Genomic DNA, 25,178 nt, shown 5'->3' on the forward strand with positions numbered 1-25,178 from the left:
TTTTTCTTTGAACATAGGCTATAACGAGTCGGTTAATTCTCGTAGAAGCTATAGCATTCGTTCAAAGCAAGGCCATGAGAGACAAAGTGCTGATATTGAACCAGGACTTCAGCGCGATCGCCGTTTGCACGGTGACCAAGGCCTTTTTGCTCGTATACCTCGAGAAAGCAGAGCTCATCTCCAAGGCTAATGGCTCTGTGCTGCGTACCGTCAGCACTACTTACCCGGTTCCCTCCGTCATCCGCTTGCAGCGCTACGTCAAGGTGCCCTACTACGGTATAGCGCTTAGCCGGCACAACGTGCTGCGCCGCGACAACTTCCTTTGCCAATATTGTGGCACGAACCGCAACCTCACGCTCGACCACCTGCTGCCCCGTTCCAGGGGAGGGGAGACCAGCTGGTATAACATCGTGACGGCCTGCTCCAGGTGTAACACCCGCAAAGGCGACCGCACCCCCGAAGAAGCCGGTCTGAAGCTGCACCGAAGTCCTTCCCGGCCCTCCCTCTATACCTTCCTGCAACAGCACCTGAATGACGCCAACGAGGACTGGCAGATCTACCTGAAAGTAGCTAAAAAGTAGGAATATATAGTTGCTATTATATTTAGCATGTGTTATGTAATAGTTTGGTAATCAGGTTTCGGTGGTGAGTAAGATGCAGTAAAGGTTGTATAGCAGTTATTGACTTGACGCTGCTGATGACTTTGGGTGTTTAGTGGGATGGTAGGCGGTTCAGGATACCTCTAGTTTAGAGTTTACTTTGGGTCTATACCTGTACCTGGCGGCGCCCCGGTCTTGCTATACATTAGCTAAACTGTTTCATAGCTTCGCCTGTGCGGCGGGCACCTTCTTTTTGTATTGACACAAAAAGAAGGCAAAAAAGTCAAGACCCTCCAAACTCGCTGACCGCTCGAACAGTGGAGTGTCATTTGGTGCACCTGGCCCTGCTATTTGTTTCATAGTTTCTGTGCAAGTTAGTCTTGCTATACCTGTCAGGGGTTTGTGTGACAATACCGATAACGACAGGGCTTATACCTGTGAATTGGCAGAAAAGTCCCCCTTTGAAGGGGGCAGGGGGATGTTAATCGTGTATCAAGATCTCGCTAATTTGTGGGTGCTCTTTCTTTTTAGGAAAGAAGTAGTTACCAGTCGAACAATCTAACTTATACAGCTAATCAGTATGCTTATACCTATACCTGGGCCAGAGACCGCACTATAGTAGACACGAGCGAGGACGCTCGCGCCATTAGAGCTATACCTGCAAGAGCTGCAGCTGCAAGGCACATCCTATAGAATATATTTAGTGATGAGCGCTTTTAAGGCGTTTTCACAGAAAAGGCAATACAGCGCAATGTTAATCCTCTCTAACACAGCAACTTGATAACAGCCAATCCTCTTGGAACTTATCTTATAAATATTAGCTTGTTTTCTAAGTATTTCTTACTTTTGCCCCTTCATTCGAGTGAATGGCCCTTGGCATAGCGCCACGGGAAATGTAAAACCAAACCAAACCGGCCCATTGCTCTAAGCCGGTGGCTTCTCCAGAGCAGTAAAACATTATGAGTAATTCTCCAGACAATTTCGATTGGGACAAGTTTGAGACCCAAGGTTTCGGTGGCGGCTACAGCAAAGACGAGCGCGCTGAAATGGAAAAAATGTATGACGACACCCTGACTACCGTACAGGAGCAGGAGGTTGTTAAAGGAATCGTGGTAGGCATCACTGATCGTGACGTGATCCTGAACATCGGTTTCAAGTCTGACGGCCTGGTGCCGGTTTCTGAATTCAGAGACCTGCCTGAGCTGAAAGTTGGCGACGAGGTAGAGGTGTTCATCGAAGACCAGGAAGACCCGAACGGCCAGCTGATCCTTTCCCGCAAGAAAGCGAAAATCGTTTCTGCATGGGCTCGTATCTACGACGCACTGGAGAACGACAACGTGCTGGAAGGTGTAGTGAAGAGAAGAACCAAAGGTGGTCTGATCATGGACCTCTACGGTGTTGAGGCCTTCTTGCCAGGTTCTCAGATCGACGTGAAGCCGATCCGTGACTTTGACGTGTTTGTAGGCAAGAAGATGGAAGTGAAAGTTGTGAAAATCAACGCCGCTTTCGACAACGTGGTAGTTTCTCACAAAGTATTGATCGAGAAAGACCTGGAGCAGCAGCGTGCCGCCATCCTGAACAACCTCGAGAAGGGTCAGGTACTGGAAGGCGTTATCAAGAACATGACAAACTTCGGTGTGTTCATCGACCTTGGTGGCGTAGACGGTCTGCTTCACATCACAGATATCTCTTGGGGACGTATCAACCACCCAGAGGAAGTATTGCAGCTTGACCAGAAGGTGAACGTGGTAGTGCTTGACTTCGACGATGACAAGAAGCGTATCTCTCTTGGCATGAAGCAGCTTACTCCGCACCCATGGGATGCTCTTCCAGCTGAAATCGAAGTTGGTTCAAGAGTTAAGGGTAAGATCGTTAACGTGGCTGACTACGGCGCATTCCTTGAGCTGATGCCAGGCGTTGAAGGTCTGATCCACGTTTCTGAAATGTCATGGTCACAGCACCTGCGCAACCCACAAGACTTCATCAAGCAAGGCGACGAGGTTGAGGCAGTAGTTCTGACACTGGACCGCGAAGAGCGCAAAATGTCTCTGGGCATTAAGCAGCTTACTGAAGATCCATGGACGAAAGAAGACGTTATCACGAAATATGCAGTTGGCACTAAGCACACTGGCGTAGTTCGTAACCTGACAAACTTCGGTCTGTTCCTGGAGCTGGAAGAAGGTGTTGACGGTCTGGTACACGTATCTGACCTGTCTTGGACTAAGAAGATCAAGCACCCATCTGAGTTCGTGAAAGTTGGTGAAAACCTTGACGTAGTTGTTCTGGAGCTGGACGTAGCTAACAGAAGACTTGCCCTGGGCCACAAGCAACTGGAGGAGAACCCTTGGGATACATTCGAGTCTGTATTCAACATCGGTTCTGTGCACAAAGCTACAGTACTTGAGAAGTCAGACAGAGGCGCTACACTGGAGCTGCCATACGGCATCGAAGGTTTCTCATTCCCGAAAGGTCTTGCCAAAGAAGACGGTTCTCAGGTTGAAGCGGGTGAAAGCCTTGACTTCCGTGTAACTGAGTTCTCTAAAGACGATCGTAAGATCATCCTTTCGCACACGGCTACTTACTCTGAGGCTGACAACGCTCGTATCGCGAAAGCGACGAAGAAAGCTGCCCCAGCTGCTGGTGAGAAGAAAGAGAAAGCTCCAAAAGTTCAGAAAGAAGCTGAGAACAAGTCTACCCTAGGTGACCTGGACGCCCTTTCTGCCCTGAAAGAGCAGATGCTGGAGAACGAGAAAGAAGCTGGCGTGAAGAAATTGGAAGCTGCTGCCGCTAAAAAGGCAAAAGATTCTGACGAAGCGTCTGCTGAAGAAGAGAACAACGCTTAGTACTAAGCTTGTCCTATAATGAAAGGCCCCGGAGCAATCCGGGGCCTTTTTTTGTTGTGCTATACCATCTGCACAGGTTTTTCCGGTTCCAATCAAGGTCTTAAGCCAAATGCCACTTAATGCAACGCTATGTGGTAATGGTCAGGGAATACCCAAGTGTCCTGTTTTCTCGTTTCAGAATTGATCATTTTAATTTTTTTGTTGTCCTATTTCAAAATCTATTGGTGATGCAGAACAAGTCCGTTGATACCAGTGCAGTAGAAATCTACCGGATCGGAAAAGAGGACCTGAACAAATTTATCGAGCTCATCCGGCTATTTGAGGATGTGTTTGAGATGAAGAACTTTTCACTTCCTCAACCCGATTACCTGCAAAAGCTGCTGCACAAACACGATTTTTATGTTTTTGTAGCTTTGTTGGGCGATCGTGTAGTAGGCGGTTTAACGACCTATGTGCTTGAGCAGTATTTCTCCGAAAAACCGCTTGCCTACATCATGGACCTTGCCGTTGCCACAGAGCACCAACGGCAAGGTATAGGGAAGAAATTGATAGAGGCAACCATCCGTTTCTATACCGATAAGGGTTTCGAAGAGGTGTTTGTGCAGGCCGATAAAGTAGATGATTATGCGATCGATTTCTATCGTTTAACGAAACCATCAGCAGAAGAACAAGTCGTGCATTTCTACTATCTTTTGAACAAGGAAGGTTAAAACGGCAGATAAGATTTTCTTATTACTGATCTCCAAATCGAGAACCTGTCTATAAACATGCGAAAAGTAATCCTGGATCTGGCCGTAACCCTGGACGGCTACATAGAAGGATCCAATGGCGAAGTGGACTGGTGCATCCCGGACGACGACATGGACTTCCCAGGTTTTCTGGCAGGTATAGACACCATACTCTATGGCCGCGTGAGCTACGAGATGTGGGGCAATTTTCAACCCGATGCCAGCGCAGGTGAAACTGAGAAAGCGATCTGGGCAGCTGTTCACACAAAAAAGAAGATGGTCTTCTCCAGTCAGGAGTGGCAGGATAGCAAAGCCACTTTTATTTCCTCAGCTATACCTGAAAAGATTACCCAACTGAAACAGCAGGATGGCAAGGACATTTGGCTATACGGCGGGGCAAAACTGATTACAACTTTTATACAGAATGGGTTAATCGATGTGTACCGGATATCGGTGCATCCAACTGTCTTAGGAGCGGGAAAACCGCTGTTTCAGGACCTGAAGGAGCGAATAAACCTTCATTTGACAGAAGTGAACCGATTTAAGTCTGGCGTGGTCCAGCTAATTTACGAGCGGAAGGTCTAAGCCAGGGTCGCGTAAAATAGGTATACCTAAAGGAACTGCCATCACTTTGTTCGCTGACTTGAGATAAGTTTAGGTAATTTAGCTGGACAAATCAGCCGACCCCAAAAGCAAGCTAAAGAGCAAATGAACCCATACCTGGAAATCCACCCGGAAGTACAGCAAGCCCTCGCCGACGGCAAGCCGGTCGTGGCGCTGGAGTCGACCATCATTGCGCACGGCATGCCGTACCCGCAAAACGTGCAGACGGCCTTGGAGGTGGAAGCCGTGGTGCGGGGCGCCGGTGCTATACCTGCCACTATTGCGATCCTGAATGGCAAATGCTGTGTTGGGCTTTCACAGCAGCAGATTGAGCACCTGGGCCAGGCAAAGAACGTCTGGAAGGTGAGTCTGGTCGATATGCCCTATGTGATCAGTCAGCAACTGGACGGGGCGACGACTGTGGCAGCTACCATGCGGATTGCCGCTCTGGCAGGTATACGAGTGTTTGTGACGGGCGGAATCGGCGGGGTGCACCGGGGCGCGGAGACCACCATGGACATCTCGGCGGACCTGACCGAAATGGGGCAGACCTCGGTGGCGGTGGTGTCGGCAGGGGTGAAGTCGATTCTGGACATTGGGCTGACGCTGGAGTATCTCGAAACTAAAGGTATACCAGTCGTTACGTTCGGGCAGGACGCCTTCCCGAGCTTTTACTCCCGCCAAAGTGGTTTTGCCTCGCCCTTGCGACTGGATAGTCCGAAGGAAATCACCAGGCTCCTGCGTGCCAAGTGGGAGTTGGGCCTGAACGGGGCCGTACTGGTAGCCAATCCTATACCGGAAAAGTTCGAAGTGCCTGCACCGCAGATGGAGTGGTACATCACGCAGGCTCTGCACGCCGCCTCGCAGCAGCACATCAAAGGCAAAGCCGTTACGCCTTTTCTACTGAAGTACATTGCCGAGCACAGCCATGGCGAAAGCCTCGAAGCCAACATAGCCTTGATCAAACACAACGCCCGGTTGGGAGCAGAACTGGCCGTTGCTTACACCCGGGTATAAATTTTAGGAGCAGCTATACCGATTCAGTAGGTACAGTTTCCGGCTTGGCGAATCCGCTGACAGGCACTTTTTTCTCCTGTGGCAGGGCATGGCCTGAACGCTGCTTGTACCAGGTCTTCAGCCGATTCACGGCAGGCTTCTCGATATAGGTCGTGATCAGCCAGGCGGCCGTGAGCGAAATAACCAGCGGCGGCACAATCACCAGCAAACTGTCACCGAAGAGGTGTTGAGTTTCCCTGATGATCACGTAGCCGACGAACTGGTGGATCAGATAGAGCGCATAGGAGATACCCCCCAGAAAAAGCAGCGCCTTGTTCACCAGGAACTCCATTTTGTCCTTCAGCCCGAGGTAAATGATGCCGAAGAAAGAGATGACTACCAAGGTATGTGGCAAGCCTTCGGGCAGGTACAAGGCTACGATGCAGGCGATGCAGAACAGCAGGTGCGCGAAGAAGACGTTTTGCTTTTCAGGCTGCTTCATGAGCAGGTAGAAGAGAATGCCCGCATAAAAGAACACGCCGTGGTAGAGGTTCAGGATCGCACCCACCGGGCCGAAACTAAACGCATATTTGTGTACCAGGCTGAGCAGCACCCAAACCGGACCCACCCACAAAATGCGCTTCAGGTTGTTGGTCATAAACAGGCCGAGCATCATCAGGTAAAACATCCATTCTGAGAACAGCGACCAGTACACCCCATCGACATCCGGCACGCGGGCCAGTTTCTGGAACATGGTCAGGTTCACCAGCATGTCGGTAAAGGTAGTCTCAAAGCCGGGCAGTCCGAAGGTCTGCACCACCAGGAAGGTCGTGATCATGCTAAACCAATACGTGGGGTATAGTCGGATGCCCCTGTTAAAGAGGAATTCGCTCCCGCTCTTGATCCGGTCGAAGCTGAAGAAGATCACAAAGCCGGAGATCATGAAGAAAAGCTCCACCCCGAACAAGCCGTAATCGAAGTCGAAGGCAGGGGAGAAGCGGTGGCCGTACAGGCTGCGGTACACGGAGGTATAGTGGAAGAGGGCCACGGAGAGTGCGGCAATGCCCCTTAATGCATCAAGGAATAGAAGTCTGTTCATAAAGGTAAACGTTACGGGCTCTGAAGGTAGAAGGCCGTGGCCCCCTCCTCTGCACCGTTCACCAACCCATAGGGCCAGGATGTATAATGTGTTATTGTAAAGGGTAACGGTTCGGCACACGTGGGTACGTCAACCTGGCCGTGACAGTTTCGGACAACGCCGCATGCGCGCAGCAGTTTTCTGAATATACCCTGAAAGGAGCGATAAAGTTATGACAGGCTATAAGAGTTTTTAAGCAAGCTGGAGTAACTGTCTGTCGGAAGGATTTTGGTTTTGCGGCACCTTTTTGGTAGCTTGTCGGTTCTAACAAGAGCGCCCGGGCACTGCCAAAAGAATGGCAGGCGCAGATGGCTGCACACATTCTAAATCATTGCATGAAAACTACCGTTAACGTACTGCTGGCCGCTGCCCTGATTGGTTTCAGCGCTTGCTCAGAAGACAATAAGACAACCAGCACAGCTGCTAGCCAGTCTACCACTGCGCCAGCAACCAGCAACAGCGCTGCAGCCACTGCGGCCCCAGCAGGCGAAGTAGCCCTGAATCCGGCTCACGGCCAGCCAGGTCACCGCTGCGACATCGAAGTGGGCGCACCACTCAATTCGCCAGCCCAGCCAAAGCTGACGGCACCACAGCCTGTTTTCCAGCCACAAGTTTCAGGTTCGGTAGCAGCCGGCACCAACCCTCCGCACGGTCAGCCAGGTCACGATTGCGCTGTGCCAGTAGGAGCACCGCTTCCTAAATAAGCAGGCACTATCCATTTTAAAAAATAAGGGGCTTATTCTTAGCGCTATACCTGTTAGCGCTTAAAAAATATGGCCTGATTGTTTGATAAGCATACATCTCTGCTTATATTTGCACTCCAATCAGGGTAACGTGGCCGAGTGGCTAGGCTCAGCTCTGCAAAAGCTGCTACAGCGGTTCGAATCCGCTCGTTACCTCTTCTTCATCGCCCGGTCGGTACTCCTGACCGGGCGATTTTTTTGCTCTCTCCAATCAAAGTTCCTTATCAGGTATAGGGGCAGCCTATGGCGCGAGCGTCCTCGCTCGTGTCTGCTATCGTGGGGCCTCTGGTCCCTGTGCCCCAAGTAGAGCACCTTCTGGCAATGCTTATGCCTGGAGTTGCTCTCGTTGCAGGTATAGCAACTTGCTTGTTTCATTGCTTCGCCTGTGCGGCGGGCACTCACTTTTTTCCTTGATGAAAAAAGTAAGCAAAAAAATCAAGACGCTCCAAACTCGCTGACCGCTCGAACAGTGGAGCGTCGAAAAGTGCACCGGGCACCGTTACTTCTTTTATAGCAGGCGTGCGAGTTAGTATTTCAATGCGTGCCAGTGGTTCGTGCTACAGCGCTTATACTTGGCAGTGGGAATAGCAGAAGTTCCCCTCTCGGGAGGGGTAGGGGTGGGTACAATCCTGCGCAGGTATACAGAACCTACAGCGCCATATCTCACAAATGGCCGATCCATGTTCACCGCCTTAGACTTTTTAGTGGGCCCCTTCCCCCAGGAGGAGTTAAGGGTGGTTGGACCCGGTACAGCAAAACATAAACTACAGCGCTTATACCTTGGGTATAGCAACTTCACAAGAGACCACCTTCGAAGGGGGTAGGGGCCCTCGACAAAGAAGGGGGCAGGGAAATGACAATCGCTCACCAAAACCACTATCCAGCCCTAACCAACTAACCACTAATTACTTCTATTCGCCCGCCCTATTTTTTGCAGTGGCCCTATATCCTTTGTCGGCTTAAAACGTATTGCAAGCAGGCAATTTTTAGGTTGCCCTTTCTTCAACACCTACAACTTTTCTGACAGGCAACACAAGCTGCTTACCCACTCCCATGAAGATTACAGACTTGCGCATCATGCGCGGACCAAACTACTGGTCTGTTGAACACCCCAAGATTATCGTACTGAAGCTGGATCTGGAAGAGCTGGCGGATACCCTTACCCACGAAGTACCCGGCTTTGCCGCCCGACTGCAGCGTATGTTCCCCGGAATGTACGAGCACCGCGCAACAGAAGGCGTGGCAGGAGGTTTTTTTAAGTCGGTGGAGGAAGGCACTACCTTTGCGCACGTGCTGCAGCACATCGCCCTGGAATTGCAGACGCTGGCAGGTATGGAGTCCGGCTACGGACGCTGCTACATGGCCCACGAACAGGGCACGCACTTCGTCATTTTCTCTTACCAGGAGGAGCGCGCCGGTGAATACGCTGCCCACGCTGCCTTGCGCATCACGCAGGCCCTCATCAAAGGAGAGAAGTACAAACTCGACGAAGACATCGACCGCTTGCACCAGATCCGGGAAGACGAATACTTTGGGCCAAGCACTTACTCCATTGTATCCGAGGCGCAGAGCCGCGGTATACCTTACATCCGCCTCAACCGCCACTCGCTCATACAGTTGGGCTACGGCGTCAACCAGAAGCGCATTCAGGCGACCATGACCTGCGGCACCGCCTGCTTTGCCGTGGAAATTGCCGGTGACAAGAACGCCACCAAAGAACTGCTCGACGAAGCAGGTATACCTGTTCCCAAAGGCACCACTGTGTACGATCAGGAAGAACTGAAGCGCGCGGTAGACCGGCTGGGCTACCCGCTCGTGCTCAAGCCGCTTGACGGCAACCACGGCAAGGGTGCCTCTATCAACATCACCAACTGGAAAGATGCCCTCAAAGGATTGGCTGCCGCGCAACATTACTCGGAAGCGGTCATGGTAGAGCGCTACATCGAGGGTTTTGACTTCCGCCTGCTGGTCATCAACAAAAAGTTTGTGGCAGCCGCCAAGCGCACACCGGCCATGGTAACCGGCGATGGCATTTCCACGATCAAGCAACTGGTTGACCAGGCCAATAAAGACCCGCGAAGAGGGGTGGGCCACGAGAAAGCTCTGACGCGAATAAAAATAGATCAGCACACCAAAAATATTTTAAAGGCCAAAGAGCTTACTACTCAATCGGTTCTGCCCGAAGGGGAGGTGCTATACCTAAAAAGTACCGCGAACATAAGTACTGGAGGCACGGCAACCGACGTTACTGACTTAGTAGATCCTTACAACATCCTGATGGCCGAGCGAATTGCCGGCCTGGTGGGGTTGGATATCTGCGGCATTGACGTGATGACGACCGACATTGCCATTCCGCTGAACGAAGCGGGCGGGGCCGTGCTGGAGGTGAATGCGGCGCCTGGTTTCCGGATGCACATTTCGCCGACCTACGGCCTGCCGCGCAACGTGGCAGAGCCGGTGATCGACATGCTGTTCCCGCACGCAAAGCCGGCCCGTATCCCGATTGTGGCGGTGTCGGGTACGAACGGCAAGACCACCACCACGCGCCTGATCGCGCACATGGTCAAGAGCAAGGGCTACCGGGTAGGGTATACGACCACCGAAGGCATTTACATACAGGACAAGCTGCTCGAGAAGGGCGATACCACAGGAGCTTACAGTGCGCAGTTCGTGCTCAAGGACCCAACCGTGGACTTTGCCGTGTTGGAGTGTGCCCGTGGTGGCCTGCTGCGCTCGGGGCTGGGCTTCGATCAGTGCGACATCGGCATTGTGACCAACGTGAGTTCCGACCACCTCGGTCTTCGTGACATCCATACTTTGGAGGACCTGGCCAATGTGAAGTCGGTGATCCCGAAAAGCGTGAGCAAAGATGGATACGCCATCCTGAACGCCGATGATGACCTGGTGTATGCCATGGCCGAGGACCTGAAGTGCAAAGTGGCTTTTTTCAGCATGGACGAGAACAACCCGCGCATTCTGAAGCACATTGCCAAAGGCGGGCTGGCAGCAGTTTTCGAGAACGGGTATATCTCGATCTTCAAGAACAGCTACAAGATCCGCATCGACCGGGTAGGGGACGTGCCGCTGACCTTTGGAGGAAGAGCAAAATTTAACATTGAGAACATACTGGCCGCCGCGCTGGCCGGCTACGTGTCGCACTTTGACATTGAAGACATCAAGCGTGCCCTGCGCACCTTTATACCTTCGCCGGACAAAACACCGGGCCGCATGAACCTGTTCCAGTTCCCGAACTTTGAGGTGCTGGTGGACTACGCGCACAATGTGGGTGGTCTGAAGGCCATTGGCGGTTTTATGGAGGACCTGGACGTGTCGCGCAAGGTTGGCATCATTGCCGGCGTCGGCGACCGGAGAACGCAGGATTTCTACGAGATGGGTCGCGTGGCAGGCGAGATCTTCGACGAGATCATCATCCGCCTCGACAACGACCTGCGCGGAAAGACGCCCGAAGAGATTACACTGCCGATGCTGCAAGGTATAGAGGACGTGGCACCGCACAAGCAGGTAAAAGTGATACCGGAAGAAATGCGTGCCATCGCTTATGCGCTGGAGAATGCCGAGCCGGATTCATTCGTGGCCATCTTCACGGAAGACGTGCACGAGTCGGTGAAGATGGTGGAGAGCTTTAAAGTTATACAACACCGCAGCAGTATGCTGGTGGAATAAAGATTTCTTGTTGATTAAATTCTAACGCCTGCGTTAGAGAATTTCATGTGAACGATGGACTAAAACCCTTTCCTCAGGATAGGGTTTTTTTTATGGGTTAAATTGTTGGTTATACCTTAGAGCTATGGTTGCTATACCTGCTCTAAAGTTGAATGGTTAAGTTAGTGGATGGGTTCCTAGGGACAGATCGTGACCCAATGCTGTCAATTTAAGAAAAACAGTGCCCAACCTGTCATCTCGAACTGGGTTAGGGGCTCTCTTTTAGTGAGAGATCTGGGCTATTTGAGCATTTTCGCAATATTTCAGTTTTCTCCCAAAGGTCGAAATGACAATAAACGCTTAAATTGACGGTATTGGGTCGCGACCTGTCCGAATCGCGCACCAGCAATTCTTCTCAAAACGACACTTTTAACTCTATAAAAAAAGCCCCGATCTAACAGACCGGGGCTTTCAGACTTTAGGGTTTACAATATTATTTCAGCACAAAGCTGGTTGTTCCGATCAGGAAGCCATCGGCATATAGCTCGATGGTATGCTGGCCTTTTTTGTATTCGGCGTTCTTGTCGTATACAAAGCTTACTTGCTGCTGCGTGTTGTCGAATACGATATCGCGTTTGGCAGTGTAGTACATGTCCTCACCGTCGATCTGGAAAGAGCCAGAACCGGTAGACAAGTTGTACAGCGCTGCGCCATCCGGCTCGATCAGACGCATGTAGATCGTCTTCGGCTCACGCGGTGCCACATCGTTTTTGCCCAGGTTAAAGGCCACGCGGATCTTCTCCACATTCTTCACTCTGAACTCGTTGTTCTTGTCATCCAGTTCTTTGCCACGCTTGTTTACCACCTGCACGTTCATGCGTTGCGCTTCAAGTCTGGAAGCCACCTTTACCTTTTCGGCCAGGTTCTCGTTCGTCGACTTCATGGTAGTAAGGCTGTCGCTCAGGCGGTTCTGGGTAGTTTTGAGCGAGGTGTTCTCCGTGAAGAGCACTTCGTTGTCCTGCTTCAGGGTGGCAATTTCCTGGTCCTTCTGCTTCAGTTGCTGCTCAAATGCCTGGGCGCGGTCACGGAAACGACGCTGGTCGGCCAGGCTGTAGCTGCTCTTGCGGAAACCGCGCAGTTCGTTCAAGTCAGACGAGATCGAGGCAATCTGGGCTTCCAGCGAGTCGTTTTCAAGGCCCATGGCCTGCAGTTCCTGGCTCTGACGCTCGAAATCGGCTTTCAGGGCTTCGTACACTTTAATTTGGTTCTCCAGTTCCTTATCTTTCACACGGATCACCTCGGCCTGCTCCTCATTTTTCTCTTTTTTCTGATAATTCATGTAAAGCAGGATGCCGTTAATGCTGATCAGGATGACAAGGAGACCGCTGATCAGGAGTTTGCGGTTGCTTCTTTTTTCAGAAGGGTTCATGGGCTGATGTTCGTTTTGGGTGTCTTTTTGTTCCAGCGTACTCATAAGTAAGAATTTATTGTCTGGAGTGGTGCGTACGCAAGTTTCAAATTTAAGACTTTTGCCGTATTATCATACAAGATGAAACAAGAATTTAATGCCGACTACTGGCAAAACCGCTACCATCTGGGCCAAACGGGTTGGGATGTTGGGGCTATAACGCCGCCGCTCCGGGAATATTTTGATCAGATGCCTAACATTGGCCAGCGCATACTGGTTCCGGGCTGTGGAAACGCCTACGAGGCGGAGTACCTTTACCGTAAAGGCTTTGTGCATACCTATGTAGCCGATGTTGCCGAGGCGCCCTTGCAGCGTTTCTCCGAGCGTGTGCCGGACTTCCCCAAGGACCAATTGCTGCTGCAGAATTTCTTTCAGCTGGACAGCAAGTTCGACCTGATCGTGGAGCAGACCTTCTTCTGCGCCATCGACCCTAGCCTCCGGCCCAATTACGCCCGCAAATGTGCAGAGCTACTCACAACAGGGGGAAAACTCGTCGGCCTCCTCTTCGACACCACTTTTGAGCAGGCCGGTCCTCCTTTTGGCGGCAGTAGCGAAGAATACCGCACCTATTTCGAACCCTACTTCAAGTTCTTGCATTTTGAAACCGCCTACAATTCCATTCCGCCGCGGCAGGGTAGGGAGCTGTTTATGGAGTTGAGGAAGTTGGGAAGTTAGAAAGTTAGGAAGTTAAAAAGTTAGAAAGCAGCGATTTTATGCCTTATCGTCGTGGCGCTGCACGAAATGATGGTGATTGTAGGGACGGGTCGCGACCTGTCCGAATCGTGCATCTCATGTATTACCCCAGCCTGTCATCTCTGCGATAGGAGAGATCTGAATCCATTCTATGTCTGCACAATACTTCAGATTTCTCCCTAAGGTCGAAATGATAAATAGAAGCTTGGGATGGTGAAGTTAAGCATCGGCCCTCCAGACATCAAAAAAACAATTTAGCCATTTAGCAATCACTAATTCACTCAACCACTCATTCACTAAATCACAATATCACTCAATTTTTCCCGTAACTTTGCAGGCCGAAAGGCTTAAACTTAGATACTGAACATGTTCGAAATACCAAAACTGAAACACACTGGTTCCGGCAACTTTTTTCTGATGGCTGGTCCCTGCGCTATTGAAGGCGAGGAAATGGCCCTGCAGATCGCTGAGCGACTCGTTTCTATCACCGATAAACTCGAGATTCCGCTGATCTTTAAAGGCTCTTACCGCAAGGCCAACCGCTCGCGCCTAGACTCTTTTACAGGTATAGGCGACGAGAAAGCGCTGCGCATCCTGCAGAAGGTGAGCCAGACATTTGACATACCGACCGTTACCGACATCCACGAAAGCGCCGAAGCGGCTATGGCAGCAGCGTATGTGGACGTGCTGCAAATCCCGGCTTTCCTGTGCCGCCAGACCGATCTGCTGGTAGCTGCTGCCCAAACAGGCAAGGTGGTAAACATTAAAAAAGGCCAGTTTCTCTCCGGCGAGGCCATGCGCTTTGCGGTGGACAAAGTACGCGAGTCGGGCAACGACAAAGTGATTCTGACCGACCGTGGCAACAGCTTTGGTTACTCTGACCTGGTGGTGGACTTCCGTAACCTGCCCGAAATGCAGACGACTGGTGCGCCAGTGGTGATGGACGTAACGCACTCGCTTCAGCAGCCGAACCAAAGCTCCGGTGTTACCGGCGGCAAGCCGGCCCTGATTGAGACGATCGCCAAAGCGGCCATTGCGGTAGGAGCCGACGGTCTGTTCATCGAGACACACCCGCAGCCATCTGTTGCTAAGTCAGACGGTGCCAACATGCTGCCGCTCGACCAGCTCGAAGGCCTGCTTACCAAACTGATCCGTATCCGCCAGGCTGTTCGCTAAGCGATTCATTCACGTATGAAAGGAGAGCATTGACTGCGGTTGATGCTCTCTTATTTCTTTCAGATTATACCTATGACCATACCTGCCCATACCCCCGAGTGGGAAGTTTATTTCTGCGACATCAACGAGCGCCCGGCCTGCGTGAGCGTCGATCTGGCCTACGAGCACGAGGCTCCTATACCTGAAAAAGACCGTGCCTTTGAACTGGTGGTAGCCTTGCAGCAAGCTGATGCTGATGGTTTCCCGGCCGATGAAGCTGAGTGGGAACAGTTGGAGGCTATAGAAGAAGCACTGGTGGATGAGTTTCAGAATTCGCTGCAGGCAGCATTTGTGGGCAAGCTGCTGCACGACGGCAAGCGCAGCTTCTACTTCTACAGTGCACAGGAGGCTTTGCCGGAGGTGATCGCCGCCAACATCATGCAGCAATTCCCGGCCTATACCTACTCCACCAATACCCTCCACGATCCCGACTGGGGCCTATACCTGGATTTTCTTTTTCCCGAGCCTGTGGATATGCAGAGCATCAAGAACAGCCGCATCCTGCGCATGATGGAGGAGCAGGGAGACGAACACCACATTCCACGGTCGGTATCGCACTTCATCAGCTTCGCAACGGAGGACAAACGCGCAGACTTTAAGCGCGCAGCAGAAGCAGCCGGCTATACCTTGGTTCAGGAGGGCAAGAACCAAAATGAATCAGACGTTCCTTATAGCATCGTGCTTTCGAAGGTGCAGGCTGTAACGGAAGAGGATATTCATAATGTGACCCTGGAGCTTTGGCAAATGGCGGAAGAGTTTGAAGGCGCGTATGGCGGCTGGCAGGCGCAGGTTGTGCGGGAGAATGATTAGTAGAGCAACGTAAAATGCTCTTTCGGCTGTGTTTTACGGAAGAACACCAGGCCGATATAAAACAAATCGACCGTCTGGCATACCTGCGGGTGCCGCTTGATTTCCTGCCAGGCACGTTTCATTTCCGCTGACCAATACAGATCATCCACCACAAACACGCTGTGCTCGTGATGCTTACCGAGGCAGGCCTCAAAATAACGCATGGTCGGCTCGTAGCGGTGGTTGCCGTCGAAGAACACGAAATCGAGCTGCTCCACCAACTGCAGTTGCTGCGGCAGCGTATCATCGAGGTTTCCGATCACTTGCTGCACATTTGGCAAACCTAATTTCTCAAAATTCGATTTCGCCTCTGCGGCGATGGACGGGCAACCCTCGAAGGTATAGACCTTGGCCTGCTTGTTCGCTTTGGCTAGGTATGAGGTAGTGATGCCGAGCGAAGTGCCCAGGTCGAAGATGGTGGCGGGTTGGAAATGGGCTACCAGCCGGAAAAGCAGTTGTGCATACTTGGCGGGTTTGGCCGAGGTCCGGGCAATGTAGCTAATCTTCCGGTTATTCTTTAGGCCGGCTTTAGGCCCTGCGCCAAAATCCGTGACAGGTATAGCACGATCTTCCGTCAGAAGCGAAGACCGCAAATCCTCTATAAGACTGTAGGCATAGTAGTCGCCCTCATGCAGGATCACGTTTTGGTACAGCTCAAATACAAAAGGGGAGTGGACGCCGTGCAGCTTAAATGCCCTGAGGCGGTAGAGCAGGTAATTGGCCGCAAGGTGGAGCATTTTTTAATTGTTAAATTGTTGATGGTTAAATTGTTTTTCTCCTCACCAAAGAGAGCATAAAACAGCTTAAACCATCATTTTTCAAAAATTAAAGGTATAACCCTTTCAACAATTTAGCAATCAATAATAGATGAAGGTATTGCTGAATCAAACAATCAGCAATTAACAATCAGCAATTTTACAGGTATAGCGAAAATAACAATTTAGTTAAGCTTATACGGCACGATGAGCGAGAACTCCGGTATGGTGACATGGAACTGCTTGCCGTCGACCAGGCGCTCCATCAGGTAGGTGCCGCGCATCTTGCCCATACCTGTCTTTAAGTTGCAGCCCGACACGTACTCATGCGACTCGCCAGGCTCCAGCACGGGCTGCTGGCCCACTACGCCTTCGCCTTCTACCTCGCGCATGGTGCCGGTGGCGTCGTGTATGTACCAATGGCGGCGCAATAGCTTCACCGTGAACTCGCTGTTATTCTCGATACTGATCTTATAGGCAAAAACGAAGTGCTGCTGTACCGGACTGGAGTAATCGGGCAGGTAATTGGTCGTGACCGTTACTTTTACTCCTTCTGTAGTTTTTGTATCCATGTTACAGAGTTTTTTGTATAATTAGCATCTGTTTCAGGTATAGCCATTCCAGGCCTGTTACCTGTGTCCAGGCAAACCCATACCCCTACAGACGCTCATGAATGTAAAGATAGAAGAAAGCTGGCAAAAAATCCTGCAAGAAGAGTTTGAAAAGCCCTATTTCAAAAACCTCGTGTCTTTTGTTAAAGACGAGTACACCTCCCAAAAAGTTTACCCACCCGGAAACCAGATTTTCAACGCTTTCGAGCACTGCCCCTTCGACAAGGTAAAAGTAGTTATTCTGGGTCAAGACCCTTACCATGGTCCTAATCAGGCTAACGGATTGGCTTTTTCGGTGAAGGATGGCGTGCGTATACCTCCCTCGCTGATCAATATTTTCAAGGAGATCAAAAACGATCTCGGCAAAGACCTGCCCGCCACCGGCAACCTGGAGCGCTGGGCCGACCAGGGCGTTCTGTTACTCAACGCCACCCTTACCGTGCGTGCCGGCGATGCGGGTTCTCACCAGAAAAAGGGCTGGGAGGAGTTTACCGATGCCGTGGTGCGCAAAGTGAATGACCTGAAGGAGGGCGTGGTGTTTATGCTTTGGGGAGCCTATGCCCAGAAAAAGGGCGCTTTCATTGACGAGCGCAAACATTTGGTGCTCAAAGCCGCCCATCCGTCTCCCTTCGCTGCCGACCGCGGCTTCTTTGGCACGCACCACTTCAGCAAAGCCAACGAATATTTGAAGCAGCAGGGCAAAGAGCCGATTGATTGGTAGACCATACCTTGTCATTAAACAACCGTTATCATCTCGACGATAGGGGAGATCTGAATGGAACAGTGAATTTATTCGATTCAGATTTATCTCCTTATTCAGATTTCTCCATAATAGAGGGCCCCTACCCCCAGTCGAAATGACAATAAAGTAGCTTCAATAAAAAAGGGGCCGAAGCCCATCTATACCTGGTTTAATGCAAAGACGCTCGCGCCCTATACCTTATTTCCAGTTGGTAGTCGAAAACTGCTTTGGATCAAACCAGCTTTGATCTACTTTTTCAGGGAAGGAGATGTTGAAATATTCCTCGCGCAGGAACAGCTGTCCGTTGTTTTTGAAGACGATCTCCGTTGCGACCATATTCCCTTCAATCTCCTGGTAGTTATTCATCTCTACATCGCGCGCCACGCCTTTGTTGTTCGTTAAAATGCGCACCACATAGAGGTTCTCTTTGTCCACCCAAAACTGACTGCGGCTTTGGTCGTTCGGATCAGTGGTGCCGACTACATAGGCTTCGCGGCCCTGCCAGGTCGCTTCTGTAAACTGACTCAGGTCGAAGTTCAGTTCCTGCGCCTTGCGGATGGTGGTGGCAGGGTCGTAGAAGTACACATCAAAGCTCAGCAACACGAGCGGGTGAATGGAGTACTGTTTGTTCACCAATTGCCCTTCTTTAAAGGTATAGACCGTGTCTTGGTTGTAGATCACGCCGTTGCCGGTCTTAAAGCCATCGAAGCGGATGTGCAGGTTCGCCGGGTAGCTGTAGATTTCCTGCCAAATTTCCTCACGGCTCACCTGATCGTCTTTGTAGAAAATGGCCCGCTGGTCGAAGGCAAAGTTCGGGTACCACTTATTTTCCCAATGGCGGTACATGGCCTCGATCACTTGCTGACCGGTTTGCGGCTTGCTTGCAGTTGTTGTCATCTTTTGGGTGCAGGCTAGGGTAAGGAAGGGGAGAAGCAGGTATAGGATGCGGGGTAATAGGGTTTTTTTCACGGTTTTATCTGTATGTATAGGTTTGCTTTTTTTTCAGGAGCCTCTCAGTATCTTCTCCATCTTTTTCCCTTTTGCCAATTCGTCTACCAGCTTGTCTAAATACCGCACCTGTTTGGTCAAAGGGTTTTCAATGTCTTCTACCCGATAGCCACAGATCACGCCGGTTATGTGGTGCGCATTTGGGTTCAGCTTCGACCGCTCAAAAAAGTCAGCGAAGGTTGCTTTCTCGTCTATCTGTTTCTGCAGTTGCGCATCGTCAAAACCCGTCAGCCAGGTGATGACCTGGTGCAACTCTTCTTTCGTTCTGCCTTTCTTTTGTACTTTGGTCAGGTAGTGCGGGTATACCGAGGCGAAGGTCATGTTGGCGATGCGGGCGTCGTGCTCGGGTGTTGATTTCATTTATTGTGGTGTAATGTTTTGGATGGTCGAAGGTGAACGGACTCTTGTAAATAGCGTGTAAGGCCAACGGCCGTAGCATGTTATTTACAAAATGTTAGGCGTTCTTATTTCTTCTTGTTCCAGTGAGCCCACATCATCTAAATATGATATAGGTAAATGTCCATAATTCAGGCCGTCCTTACCTTCCATTGTTACGTATGCACGGACCAGTCTGAAAAATGCTGCGGGATCTTTTGCTATTCTATCCAATAGGGAGGTATAACTTTTAGCTACTGGTTTGAGGATATTGAAATGTGGTTGGGGTGTTAACAAAAAGATGCTTCCTGCATTTTCCCCTTCTATGAACATAGTCAAACATGCTGGTCCTTCCCCAATCTCCGCAAAAGCTACCCATGATTCTTCACCCCTGTAAATTGCCTTGCTTTTATTGAAATCTATTGTCCATGCCAATTTACCACCTGGTAAATACTGTTTCGTAAATTCTTCGATGCTTGCAGCTGATAATTGTCTGAGTGAGACCTTCTTAATACAATTCTGTGGAGCAATTGGTGTACCTAATTCAAAACCGTCATATAATTCGTAGAAATCCAAAAATTCCTGTACGTTCACTTTGTTGCTAATTGTGCTGAGGAATACCTTGGCATTAGAGTCCGATTTTGGTACAAGCTTATTTTCTATTTTAACTACTGTTGGCTTCTCGTCAGAGTTTATATTAAACTTCATTTGTAAGCCTGGTTGTATAGAATCAAAAAGGTCAAAAAAGGTGCGTTTATTCTTATTCTGCATTATGAAATCTGATTCTTTATATAGCGCCTAACTAATGTATAGCAGGAGTACCTACTCCTACTATCTGCACTATGTGTGGAGGTATAGCTTCTATGACAGTAATAGTCCCCATACCAAATATACAATATTTCAATTATCAAATATCATTACCCTAGAAACAAAAAACCGCCAGCTCTTCTCAGAACTGGCGGTTTTATTTCTATACCTGTGCTATACCTTACTCGATCGTTTTAAACAATCGGCTCCATCTGATCTTGTCGAGGAAGCTGCCGTATGGGTCGGTGGACATCCAGATCATCACGGCCTTGCCTACGATGTGGTCGGCCGGTACGAAGCCCCAGTAGCGGGAGTCGAGGGAGTTGTGGCGGTTGTCGCCCATCATAAAGTAGTAGTCCTGCTTAAAGGTATAGCTTGTGGCTTCGGCACCGTCCAGGTATAGCTTGCCGTCGCGCACCTCGGCGTTTTCGTTGTGCTCATAGCCCAGGATCACCTTTTCGTAAAATGGAAGCGTCTCGGGTGTAATGGCCACGGTGGCACCTTCTTTCGGGATGTAAAGCGGACCGAAGTTGTCTTTGTTCCACTCGTACTTGCTCGGCACATGCGGGAACACCTCAGCATCGCCTTTTCCAGCCTGGTCTATCAGCAGAGTAGCCTCTTTAATGAAGTCAAGCTGGGCGAGCGCCTGGGCCTTTTCAGGGGAAGTATCTACAATGTAACCGCCCTGCCACTGGATCACGTCGGTGATGTCCCGCTCGAGGAAGAACTTCTCGGCCAGGCGCTGCTCTGTAGACAGAAAGTACTTGTACTGTATCTTCTCCGGGTTATTTGCCGCCTGCCCGTTGATGTATACCTGCATGTCGCGAATTTCGATAGAGTCGCCCGCAATACCGATGCAGCGCTTGATGTAGTTGGTGCGCAGGTCGGCCGGATGGTGCTCTTCCGGGGGGTAGTTGAACACCACCACGTCGTTGCGTTTCACTTCAGAGAAACCAGGCAAGCGGTACGACTTCAGCTGGATGGCGTCGGAGTAGGAGGGGATGTTGGTGCCCCAGATGGTCTGGTGCGTGAGCGGTACCTGCAGCGGCGTAATCGGGGTGCGCGGACCGTAGTGCAGCTTGCTCACGAACAGGAAGTCACCTACCAGCAGCGACTTCTCCATAGAGGGCGTCGGAATGGTATAGGCCTCAAAGGTAGCCCAGCGGATCAAACTGGCCGCGATGACGGCAAACAGGATGGCGTCACCCCACTCACGCGCAAAGCTCTTTTTCTTTTTAGGCTCCTTGCTAACGGGTTTCTTCTCCCAAAACTTTACTTTCATGTATAAAGCGTTTTGTTTCTACAGGTTGAGCATGTCTTTCATGCCGTACACGCCCTGGCGGTCTTTGAGCCACTCGGCCGCCATCAGGGCGCCTTCGGCAAAACCGGAACGGCTGTGGGCAATATGGCCCAGTTCTATTTTGTCTACTTCCGACTCGTACGTTACGATGTGTGTGCCTACCACGTCCGGCTCACGCTCCGAAATAATGTTCAGCTTCGATTTATTCGAATTATCATCGGCCGCCCAGCCCTGCAGGGTAGGGTAGCTGGCCAGTATACCTTCGGCGGTGGTGATGCCTGTGCCGCTTGGCTTGTCGACCTTCTGGAGGTGGTGGATCTCGCGGATGGAGACACTGTAATCCCGGTAGGCCTGCATTTTACTGGCAATATATTCGTTAAAATGGAAAAACAAATTAACGCCCACGCTATAATTGGAAGCGTAGAAGAAAGCGCCCTTGTTTTCTTGGCACAAGTCCACAGCTTCGCTATACCTGTCAAGCCAGCCCGTGGAGCCCGAAACAACAGGTATACCTTGTGTCAGGCAGTAAGAGATGTTAGCGAAAGCGGCCTCCGGGTGGGTGAATTCTATGGCAACGTCCGTGTTAGCCGGACTGTAGTTCTGCAGTGTCTCGGCGTTGGTGTGGTCGATGGTGCCGGCTATCTGGTGGCCTTTGGCAAGGGCCATCTGCTCGATGGTTTTCCCCATCTTGCCATAGCCTATCAGCAGGATTCTCATTTGGTTCGGGTGTATAAAGTAAGGGTAAGTCCGGGTGTGACGCTGTTGGCGGCTGGCGTTTGGAACACACCGGGCTGCACACGCAGACTCAGATTATCGCTCACGTCAAACTCGCGCAGGTGGCCGTGCACGTAGGCTTCTGCTATCTGCATGCCGTAGGCCAGCACCGAAAGGATAATGGTCAGGTCGCGGTTGCGGCGGTAAAAATCACGGCTTGAGCGCAGGTTCTTGGTTCCGACTTGCACATCGGCACCATAAATCCTGTCATCATAATAGGCATCGTATACCTGAGCAAACTGGTCGCTACGCCCTGTCCGAATGTTCAGCGCCGTACGGAAGTCCTGGTATTTGTTGTTGTTGTCGATGATGAAGTAGCCCAGCACACCGCCGGTGGCATAAATGATGGGCACTTTCCACCAGGCGCCGTTGTACACCTGGCCTGCACCAGGTATAACAGCCGAGAAAAGCGCCGCGCGACCCGGTCGTCCCAGGTTTTTAAATCCGCTCAGGAAAAACTGCTTTTGCTGTGCGGTATCCGCTTCTGAGGTAATGACCAACACGGAGTCCGGGCCGGATGTGACCACTTGCGCACGCGCCTGCGTAGGCAGCAGCTGCGACACAAACAAGGCAACCAACAAAGCTATACCGGGCGCTAACCTCATGCTGTTCTCTTAGTAGTTCAGAATCTCCAGAATACGGTTCAGCTCGTCCACCGACACAAACGGGATTTTGATCTCACCTTTGCCGTCGTTGTTGGCCTTCACCATAATCTTGGTGCCAAATTGCGAAGAAAGCTTTTTCTCAACGCCCTTCAACTCATCTTCATACTTGTTGAAGACCAGTTTTTGTTGCGGATCGGGCTTTTTACTCGCATTCTGCACGTTGCGTACCAGCTCCTCCACCTTGCGCACCGACAGTTCCTCGGCCACCACTTTGCGGAAAATCTCGAGTTGCTTGTCGATGGTGTCGATGTTAATCAAGGCACGGGCGTGGCCCATGCTGATCACGTTGTCGCGGAGGGCGATCTGGATGTCCGGCGGCAGCTTGAGCAGGCGCAGGTAGTTCGTCACGGTTGTGCGCTTCTTGCCCACGCGGTCACCCAATTCCTCCTGCTTCAGGCTGCACTCGGTTAGGAGGCGCTGGTAGGAGAGGGCAATCTCGATCGCGTTAAGGTTCTCGCGCTGAATGTTCTCGATCAGGGCCATCTCCAGCATCTGCTGGTCGTCGGCCTTGCGGATGTAGGCTGGAATCGTGCTCAAACCGGCCATTTTGGCGGCCTGGTAGCGGCGCTCACCCGAAATCAGCTGGTAAGTATTCTGGTCGAGCTGACGAACCGTGATGGGCTGAATGATGCCCTGGATTTTGATAGACTCCGCCAATTCTTCCAGCGCCGTCTGGTCAAAGTGCGTGCGGGGCTGGAAGGGGTTCGTCTGTATCTGGTCAATGGCTATATCTGCGATGGTATTGACTTCGTTAATGGTGGTAGATTCGGCAGTTTTGCCGGTGTATTTGTTACCCTCCAGAAGAGAGCCAAGGCCCCGGCCGAGACCTCCTTTGCGTACTGCTGCTTGTTTTTTGTTGTCGGACATGTAATCGTAAGGTTATTTCGCCAGCGCAACGCTGTTCTTCTCTGCTATCTCGCGGGCGAGGTTCAGGTAGCTCATCGCGCCCTTGCTCTCAGCATCGTGCAACAGGGCAGGTATACCAAAGCTCGGCGACTCGCTCAACTTCACGTTTCTCGGGATGATCGTATCAAAAACCATCTGCTGGAAATGTGTCTGCACTTCTTCCACCACCTGGTTGCTCAGGCGCAGTCGCACGTCGTACATCGTCAGCAAAATGCCCTCAATGGACAGCTCCGTGTTCAGGCGCGACTGAATGATCTTGATGGTATTCAGGAGTTTACCCAAGCCTTCCAAGGCAAAGTACTCGCACTGCACCGGTATGATCACCGAGTCAGCCGCAGTGAGGGAGTTCACCGTGATCAGGCCCAGCGAAGGGGAGCAGTCGATGATGATGAAATCGTATACCTCCTTGAGCGGAGCCAGCGCCTCGCGCATCTTCTCCTCCCGGTTCGGCACGTTGATCATCTCCACCTCAGCGCCCACCAGGTCAATGTGCGAGGGGATCAGGTCCAGAAACTCAATGTTGGGTGAGTTCAGCACGATGTCCTGTATGGTCACGTCTTCCACCATGCACTCGTAAATGCTGGTGGTGATGCTGGCCGGGTCGAAGCCGAGGCCCGATGTGGCGTTTGCCTGCGGGTCGGCGTCAACGAGCAATGTCTTATATTCGAGGGCTGCTAGGCTCGCAGCCAGGTTTATGGCTGTGGTGGTCTTGCCTACGCCACCTTTTTGGTTTGCAACCGCTATTATTTTTCCCATCTACAAATTATAGGTTTATAGTCTGACCTATCTCCATCAATATTAGTTCCTTGCCGGCCATCTGCGCCACTTCCTTCACCTCCTCATGGTCTATTTTGATGTAAGGGAAGGTGTCGAAATGCATGCCGATCACCTTGTCTACCTGCACAAAATCTGCCGCCACCAGGGCATCGTGGATGTCCATGGTGAAGTTGTCGCCGATCGGTAACAGGGCAAAATCCAGGTCAAACTGCTCCGGAATCAGCTTCATGTCGTAGGTAAGGGCCGTATCGCCGGCAAAATAAAATGTCTGATCTTCTGTTTCCACCACAAAGCCACCGGCTATACCTGCATAAGTGCCGTCCGGCAAAGAGCTTGAATGCACGGCATTCACCATTTTTACGGTACCAAACGGCAGGGTCACCTTGCCGCCGGTGTTCATCGGGTGAGTTTTTTCTATACCTTTTCCTTCATACCAGCTCACAATTTCAAAATTGGCTACAATGGTCGCATCGTTGTTCTTAGCAATGCGCTCGGCATCGTGCACATGGTCCTGGTGACCGTGCGAAAGCAGGATATAGTCTGCCTTGATGCTATCGACGTCAATGTCTTTGGCCAGTTCGTTTGGCGAAATGAACGGATCGAATAAAATGCGGTGCTCACCGATTTTGAAAAGAAAGCAGGACTGTCCGTAATACGTTATTTCCATAGTTTGCAGTTTATAATCTGTTGGCCCATTCCGGGTATAGAACTTTTACAAAGATAATGTTTTTTGTACAGAACGCGTGATGTTCCACGCCCGGAAATGTATATTTTTATCCACGATTTCGGGGGTTATCCACATTCCGGGTGAAGTTGCTGGATAAGGGCTTGCTTAAGGTATAGGCGCATTTTGAGCGGCCTGAAAGCACAAAGGTCCGGCTGCCTGTAAAGCTGCCAGACCCGTGTGCCTGGATGGTTCG

24 protein-coding genes and 1 tRNA gene are annotated in these 25,178 nt (G+C 51.0%); 12 read left to right on the forward strand and 13 right to left on the reverse strand.

All coding sequences use genetic code 11. The features are described 5' to 3' along the window. Window positions 1–74: 74 nt before the first annotated feature. The 5 genes from B0B12_RS01805 to B0B12_RS01825 all read left to right on the forward strand — a co-directional run bounded on the left by B0B12_RS01805 (window position 75) and on the right by B0B12_RS01825 (window position 5,790). Window positions 75–581: an HNH endonuclease gene (locus B0B12_RS01805; RefSeq protein ID WP_076665792.1), complete on the forward strand. Its 507-nt coding sequence runs from the start codon at window positions 75–77 to the stop codon at window positions 579–581. A gap of 977 nt (window positions 582–1,558) precedes the next feature. Beyond that, window positions 1,559–3,442, forward strand: a complete 1,884-nt coding sequence (gene rpsA / locus B0B12_RS01810; RefSeq protein ID WP_076665793.1) for a 30S ribosomal protein S1 — start codon at window positions 1,559–1,561, stop codon at window positions 3,440–3,442. Between the two features lie 227 nt (window positions 3,443–3,669). Continuing rightward, window positions 3,670–4,152 (forward strand): GNAT family N-acetyltransferase, encoded by a 483-nt coding sequence (locus B0B12_RS01815; protein WP_076665794.1) that lies wholly within the window; start codon window positions 3,670–3,672, stop codon window positions 4,150–4,152. Between the two features lie 57 nt (window positions 4,153–4,209). Further along, window positions 4,210–4,755, forward strand: coding sequence for a dihydrofolate reductase family protein (locus B0B12_RS01820; RefSeq protein WP_170871801.1), 546 nt, complete (start codon window positions 4,210–4,212; stop codon window positions 4,753–4,755). A 123-nt stretch (window positions 4,756–4,878) separates the two neighbouring features. Next, entirely contained in the window at window positions 4,879–5,790 is a 912-nt protein-coding gene (locus B0B12_RS01825) for a pseudouridine-5'-phosphate glycosidase (protein ID WP_076665796.1), read from the forward strand. Window positions 5,791–5,803: 13 nt separating this feature from the next. Here B0B12_RS01825 and B0B12_RS01830 read toward each other — a convergent pair whose 3' ends face one another. Beyond that, complete coding sequence (locus B0B12_RS01830; RefSeq protein ID WP_076665797.1) at window positions 5,804–6,868, reverse strand: acyltransferase family protein; 1,065 nt, start codon at window positions 6,866–6,868, stop codon at window positions 5,804–5,806. A 374-nt stretch (window positions 6,869–7,242) separates the two neighbouring features. On the opposite strand from B0B12_RS01830, the gene B0B12_RS01835 reads away from it, so the two are divergent. The 3 genes from B0B12_RS01835 to cphA all read left to right on the forward strand — a co-directional run bounded on the left by B0B12_RS01835 (window position 7,243) and on the right by cphA (window position 11,334). Further along, complete coding sequence (locus B0B12_RS01835; protein ID WP_076665798.1) at window positions 7,243–7,611, forward strand: hypothetical protein; 369 nt, start codon at window positions 7,243–7,245, stop codon at window positions 7,609–7,611. A gap of 124 nt (window positions 7,612–7,735) precedes the next feature. Next, window positions 7,736–7,806, forward strand: a tRNA-Cys gene (locus B0B12_RS01840). Window positions 7,807–8,703: 897 nt separating this feature from the next. Further along, complete coding sequence (gene cphA / locus B0B12_RS01845; RefSeq protein ID WP_076665799.1) at window positions 8,704–11,334, forward strand: cyanophycin synthetase; 2,631 nt, start codon at window positions 8,704–8,706, stop codon at window positions 11,332–11,334. Window positions 11,335–11,806: 472 nt separating this feature from the next. Here the strand turns inward: cphA and B0B12_RS01850 are convergent, their stop codons facing one another. Further along, on the reverse strand, window positions 11,807–12,787 hold the full coding sequence (locus B0B12_RS01850) for a hypothetical protein (protein ID WP_076665800.1): 981 nt from the start codon (window positions 12,785–12,787) through the stop codon (window positions 11,807–11,809). A 75-nt stretch (window positions 12,788–12,862) separates the two neighbouring features. Between B0B12_RS01850 and B0B12_RS01855 the strand changes: the two genes are divergently transcribed. The 3 genes from B0B12_RS01855 (at window position 12,863) to B0B12_RS01865 (ending at window position 15,499) form a co-directional block, all read left to right on the forward strand. Then, the gene (locus tag B0B12_RS01855) at window positions 12,863–13,456 is read left to right on the forward strand and encodes a methyltransferase domain-containing protein (protein ID WP_076665801.1); all 594 of its coding nucleotides are present in this window, start codon (window positions 12,863–12,865) and stop codon (window positions 13,454–13,456) included. 384 nt (window positions 13,457–13,840) lie between these two features. After that, entirely contained in the window at window positions 13,841–14,650 is an 810-nt protein-coding gene (gene kdsA / locus B0B12_RS01860; protein WP_076665802.1) for a 3-deoxy-8-phosphooctulonate synthase, read from the forward strand. A gap of 72 nt (window positions 14,651–14,722) precedes the next feature. Next, window positions 14,723–15,499 carry a DUF695 domain-containing protein gene (locus B0B12_RS01865; RefSeq protein WP_076665803.1) on the forward strand — a complete coding sequence of 259 codons (777 nt, stop codon included), beginning with the start codon at window positions 14,723–14,725 and terminating at the stop codon, window positions 15,497–15,499. On the opposite strand, the gene B0B12_RS01870 is transcribed toward B0B12_RS01865, so the two are convergent. Together B0B12_RS01870 and apaG are read right to left on the reverse strand one after the other, a co-directional pair. Further along, the gene (locus B0B12_RS01870; protein WP_076665804.1) at window positions 15,496–16,275 is read right to left on the reverse strand and encodes an O-methyltransferase; all 780 of its coding nucleotides are present in this window, start codon (window positions 16,273–16,275) and stop codon (window positions 15,496–15,498) included. The two genes, B0B12_RS01865 and B0B12_RS01870, sit on opposite strands and share 4 nt — an antisense overlap. 203 nt (window positions 16,276–16,478) lie before the next feature. After that, window positions 16,479–16,865, reverse strand: a complete 387-nt coding sequence (gene apaG / locus B0B12_RS01875; RefSeq protein WP_076665805.1) for a Co2+/Mg2+ efflux protein ApaG — start codon at window positions 16,863–16,865, stop codon at window positions 16,479–16,481. Window positions 16,866–16,962: 97 nt separating this feature from the next. Between apaG and ung the strand changes: the two genes are divergently transcribed. Continuing rightward, window positions 16,963–17,625, forward strand: a complete 663-nt coding sequence (ung, locus tag B0B12_RS01880) for a uracil-DNA glycosylase (protein WP_076665806.1) — start codon at window positions 16,963–16,965, stop codon at window positions 17,623–17,625. A gap of 219 nt (window positions 17,626–17,844) precedes the next feature. On the opposite strand, the gene B0B12_RS01885 is transcribed toward ung, so the two are convergent. The 9 genes from B0B12_RS01885 to B0B12_RS01925 all read right to left on the reverse strand — a co-directional run bounded on the left by B0B12_RS01885 (window position 17,845) and on the right by B0B12_RS01925 (window position 24,925). Beyond that, window positions 17,845–18,543, reverse strand: coding sequence for a LolA-like protein (locus B0B12_RS01885; RefSeq protein WP_244554563.1), 699 nt, complete (start codon window positions 18,541–18,543; stop codon window positions 17,845–17,847). A gap of 105 nt (window positions 18,544–18,648) precedes the next feature. Next, the gene (locus tag B0B12_RS01890) at window positions 18,649–19,014 is read right to left on the reverse strand and encodes a DUF2200 domain-containing protein (protein WP_076665808.1); all 366 of its coding nucleotides are present in this window, start codon (window positions 19,012–19,014) and stop codon (window positions 18,649–18,651) included. Window positions 19,015–19,098: 84 nt separating this feature from the next. Beyond that, window positions 19,099–19,737, reverse strand: a complete 639-nt coding sequence (locus B0B12_RS01895; RefSeq protein WP_139337749.1) for a hypothetical protein — start codon at window positions 19,735–19,737, stop codon at window positions 19,099–19,101. Window positions 19,738–20,017: 280 nt separating this feature from the next. Next, on the reverse strand, window positions 20,018–21,118 hold the full coding sequence (gene lepB, locus B0B12_RS01900; protein ID WP_076665810.1) for a signal peptidase I: 1,101 nt from the start codon (window positions 21,116–21,118) through the stop codon (window positions 20,018–20,020). Window positions 21,119–21,136: 18 nt separating this feature from the next. After that, on the reverse strand, window positions 21,137–21,853 hold the full coding sequence (gene dapB / locus B0B12_RS01905) for a 4-hydroxy-tetrahydrodipicolinate reductase (RefSeq protein ID WP_076665811.1): 717 nt from the start codon (window positions 21,851–21,853) through the stop codon (window positions 21,137–21,139). Then, entirely contained in the window at window positions 21,850–22,515 is a 666-nt protein-coding gene (locus tag B0B12_RS01910) for a DUF5683 domain-containing protein (RefSeq protein ID WP_076665812.1), read from the reverse strand. Before B0B12_RS01910 ends, dapB begins: the two co-directional genes overlap by 4 nt. A 9-nt stretch (window positions 22,516–22,524) precedes the next feature. Further along, entirely contained in the window at window positions 22,525–23,442 is a 918-nt protein-coding gene (locus B0B12_RS01915) for a ParB/RepB/Spo0J family partition protein (protein WP_076665813.1), read from the reverse strand. 12 nt (window positions 23,443–23,454) lie between these two features. Further along, window positions 23,455–24,237, reverse strand: a complete 783-nt coding sequence (locus tag B0B12_RS01920) for a ParA family protein (protein ID WP_076665814.1) — start codon at window positions 24,235–24,237, stop codon at window positions 23,455–23,457. A gap of 7 nt (window positions 24,238–24,244) precedes the next feature. After that, window positions 24,245–24,925, reverse strand: a complete 681-nt coding sequence (locus tag B0B12_RS01925; RefSeq protein ID WP_076665815.1) for a metal-dependent hydrolase — start codon at window positions 24,923–24,925, stop codon at window positions 24,245–24,247. Window positions 24,926–25,178: the final 253 nt, after the last annotated feature.

The organism is Pontibacter indicus (genome assembly GCF_900156345.1).
Classification (GTDB): domain Bacteria; phylum Bacteroidota; class Bacteroidia; order Cytophagales; family Hymenobacteraceae; genus Pontibacter; species Pontibacter indicus.

Coding starts and splice junctions, on each gene's coding strand:
- B0B12_RS01805 (WP_076665792.1), top strand. CDS start 75: ATGAGAGACAAAGTGCTGATATTGAACCAGGACTTCAGCGCGATCGCC.
- rpsA (WP_076665793.1), top strand. CDS start 1,559: ATGAGTAATTCTCCAGACAATTTCGATTGGGACAAGTTTGAGACCCAA.
- B0B12_RS01815 (WP_076665794.1), top strand. CDS start 3,670: ATGCAGAACAAGTCCGTTGATACCAGTGCAGTAGAAATCTACCGGATC.
- B0B12_RS01820 (WP_170871801.1), top strand. CDS start 4,210: ATGCGAAAAGTAATCCTGGATCTGGCCGTAACCCTGGACGGCTACATA.
- B0B12_RS01825 (WP_076665796.1), top strand. CDS start 4,879: ATGAACCCATACCTGGAAATCCACCCGGAAGTACAGCAAGCCCTCGCC.
- B0B12_RS01830 (WP_076665797.1), bottom strand. CDS start 6,868: ATGAACAGACTTCTATTCCTTGATGCATTAAGGGGCATTGCCGCACTC.
- B0B12_RS01835 (WP_076665798.1), top strand. CDS start 7,243: ATGAAAACTACCGTTAACGTACTGCTGGCCGCTGCCCTGATTGGTTTC.
- cphA (WP_076665799.1), top strand. CDS start 8,704: ATGAAGATTACAGACTTGCGCATCATGCGCGGACCAAACTACTGGTCT.
- B0B12_RS01850 (WP_076665800.1), bottom strand. CDS start 12,787: ATGAGTACGCTGGAACAAAAAGACACCCAAAACGAACATCAGCCCATG.
- B0B12_RS01855 (WP_076665801.1), top strand. CDS start 12,863: ATGAAACAAGAATTTAATGCCGACTACTGGCAAAACCGCTACCATCTG.
- kdsA (WP_076665802.1), top strand. CDS start 13,841: ATGTTCGAAATACCAAAACTGAAACACACTGGTTCCGGCAACTTTTTT.
- B0B12_RS01865 (WP_076665803.1), top strand. CDS start 14,723: ATGACCATACCTGCCCATACCCCCGAGTGGGAAGTTTATTTCTGCGAC.
- B0B12_RS01870 (WP_076665804.1), bottom strand. CDS start 16,275: ATGCTCCACCTTGCGGCCAATTACCTGCTCTACCGCCTCAGGGCATTT.
- apaG (WP_076665805.1), bottom strand. CDS start 16,865: ATGGATACAAAAACTACAGAAGGAGTAAAAGTAACGGTCACGACCAAT.
- ung (WP_076665806.1), top strand. CDS start 16,963: ATGAATGTAAAGATAGAAGAAAGCTGGCAAAAAATCCTGCAAGAAGAG.
- B0B12_RS01885 (WP_244554563.1), bottom strand. CDS start 18,543: ATGACAACAACTGCAAGCAAGCCGCAAACCGGTCAGCAAGTGATCGAG.
- B0B12_RS01890 (WP_076665808.1), bottom strand. CDS start 19,014: ATGAAATCAACACCCGAGCACGACGCCCGCATCGCCAACATGACCTTC.
- B0B12_RS01895 (WP_139337749.1), bottom strand. CDS start 19,737: ATGAAGTTTAATATAAACTCTGACGAGAAGCCAACAGTAGTTAAAATA.
- lepB (WP_076665810.1), bottom strand. CDS start 21,118: ATGAAAGTAAAGTTTTGGGAGAAGAAACCCGTTAGCAAGGAGCCTAAA.
- dapB (WP_076665811.1), bottom strand. CDS start 21,853: ATGAGAATCCTGCTGATAGGCTATGGCAAGATGGGGAAAACCATCGAG.
- B0B12_RS01910 (WP_076665812.1), bottom strand. CDS start 22,515: ATGAGGTTAGCGCCCGGTATAGCTTTGTTGGTTGCCTTGTTTGTGTCG.
- B0B12_RS01915 (WP_076665813.1), bottom strand. CDS start 23,442: ATGTCCGACAACAAAAAACAAGCAGCAGTACGCAAAGGAGGTCTCGGC.
- B0B12_RS01920 (WP_076665814.1), bottom strand. CDS start 24,237: ATGGGAAAAATAATAGCGGTTGCAAACCAAAAAGGTGGCGTAGGCAAG.
- B0B12_RS01925 (WP_076665815.1), bottom strand. CDS start 24,925: ATGGAAATAACGTATTACGGACAGTCCTGCTTTCTTTTCAAAATCGGT.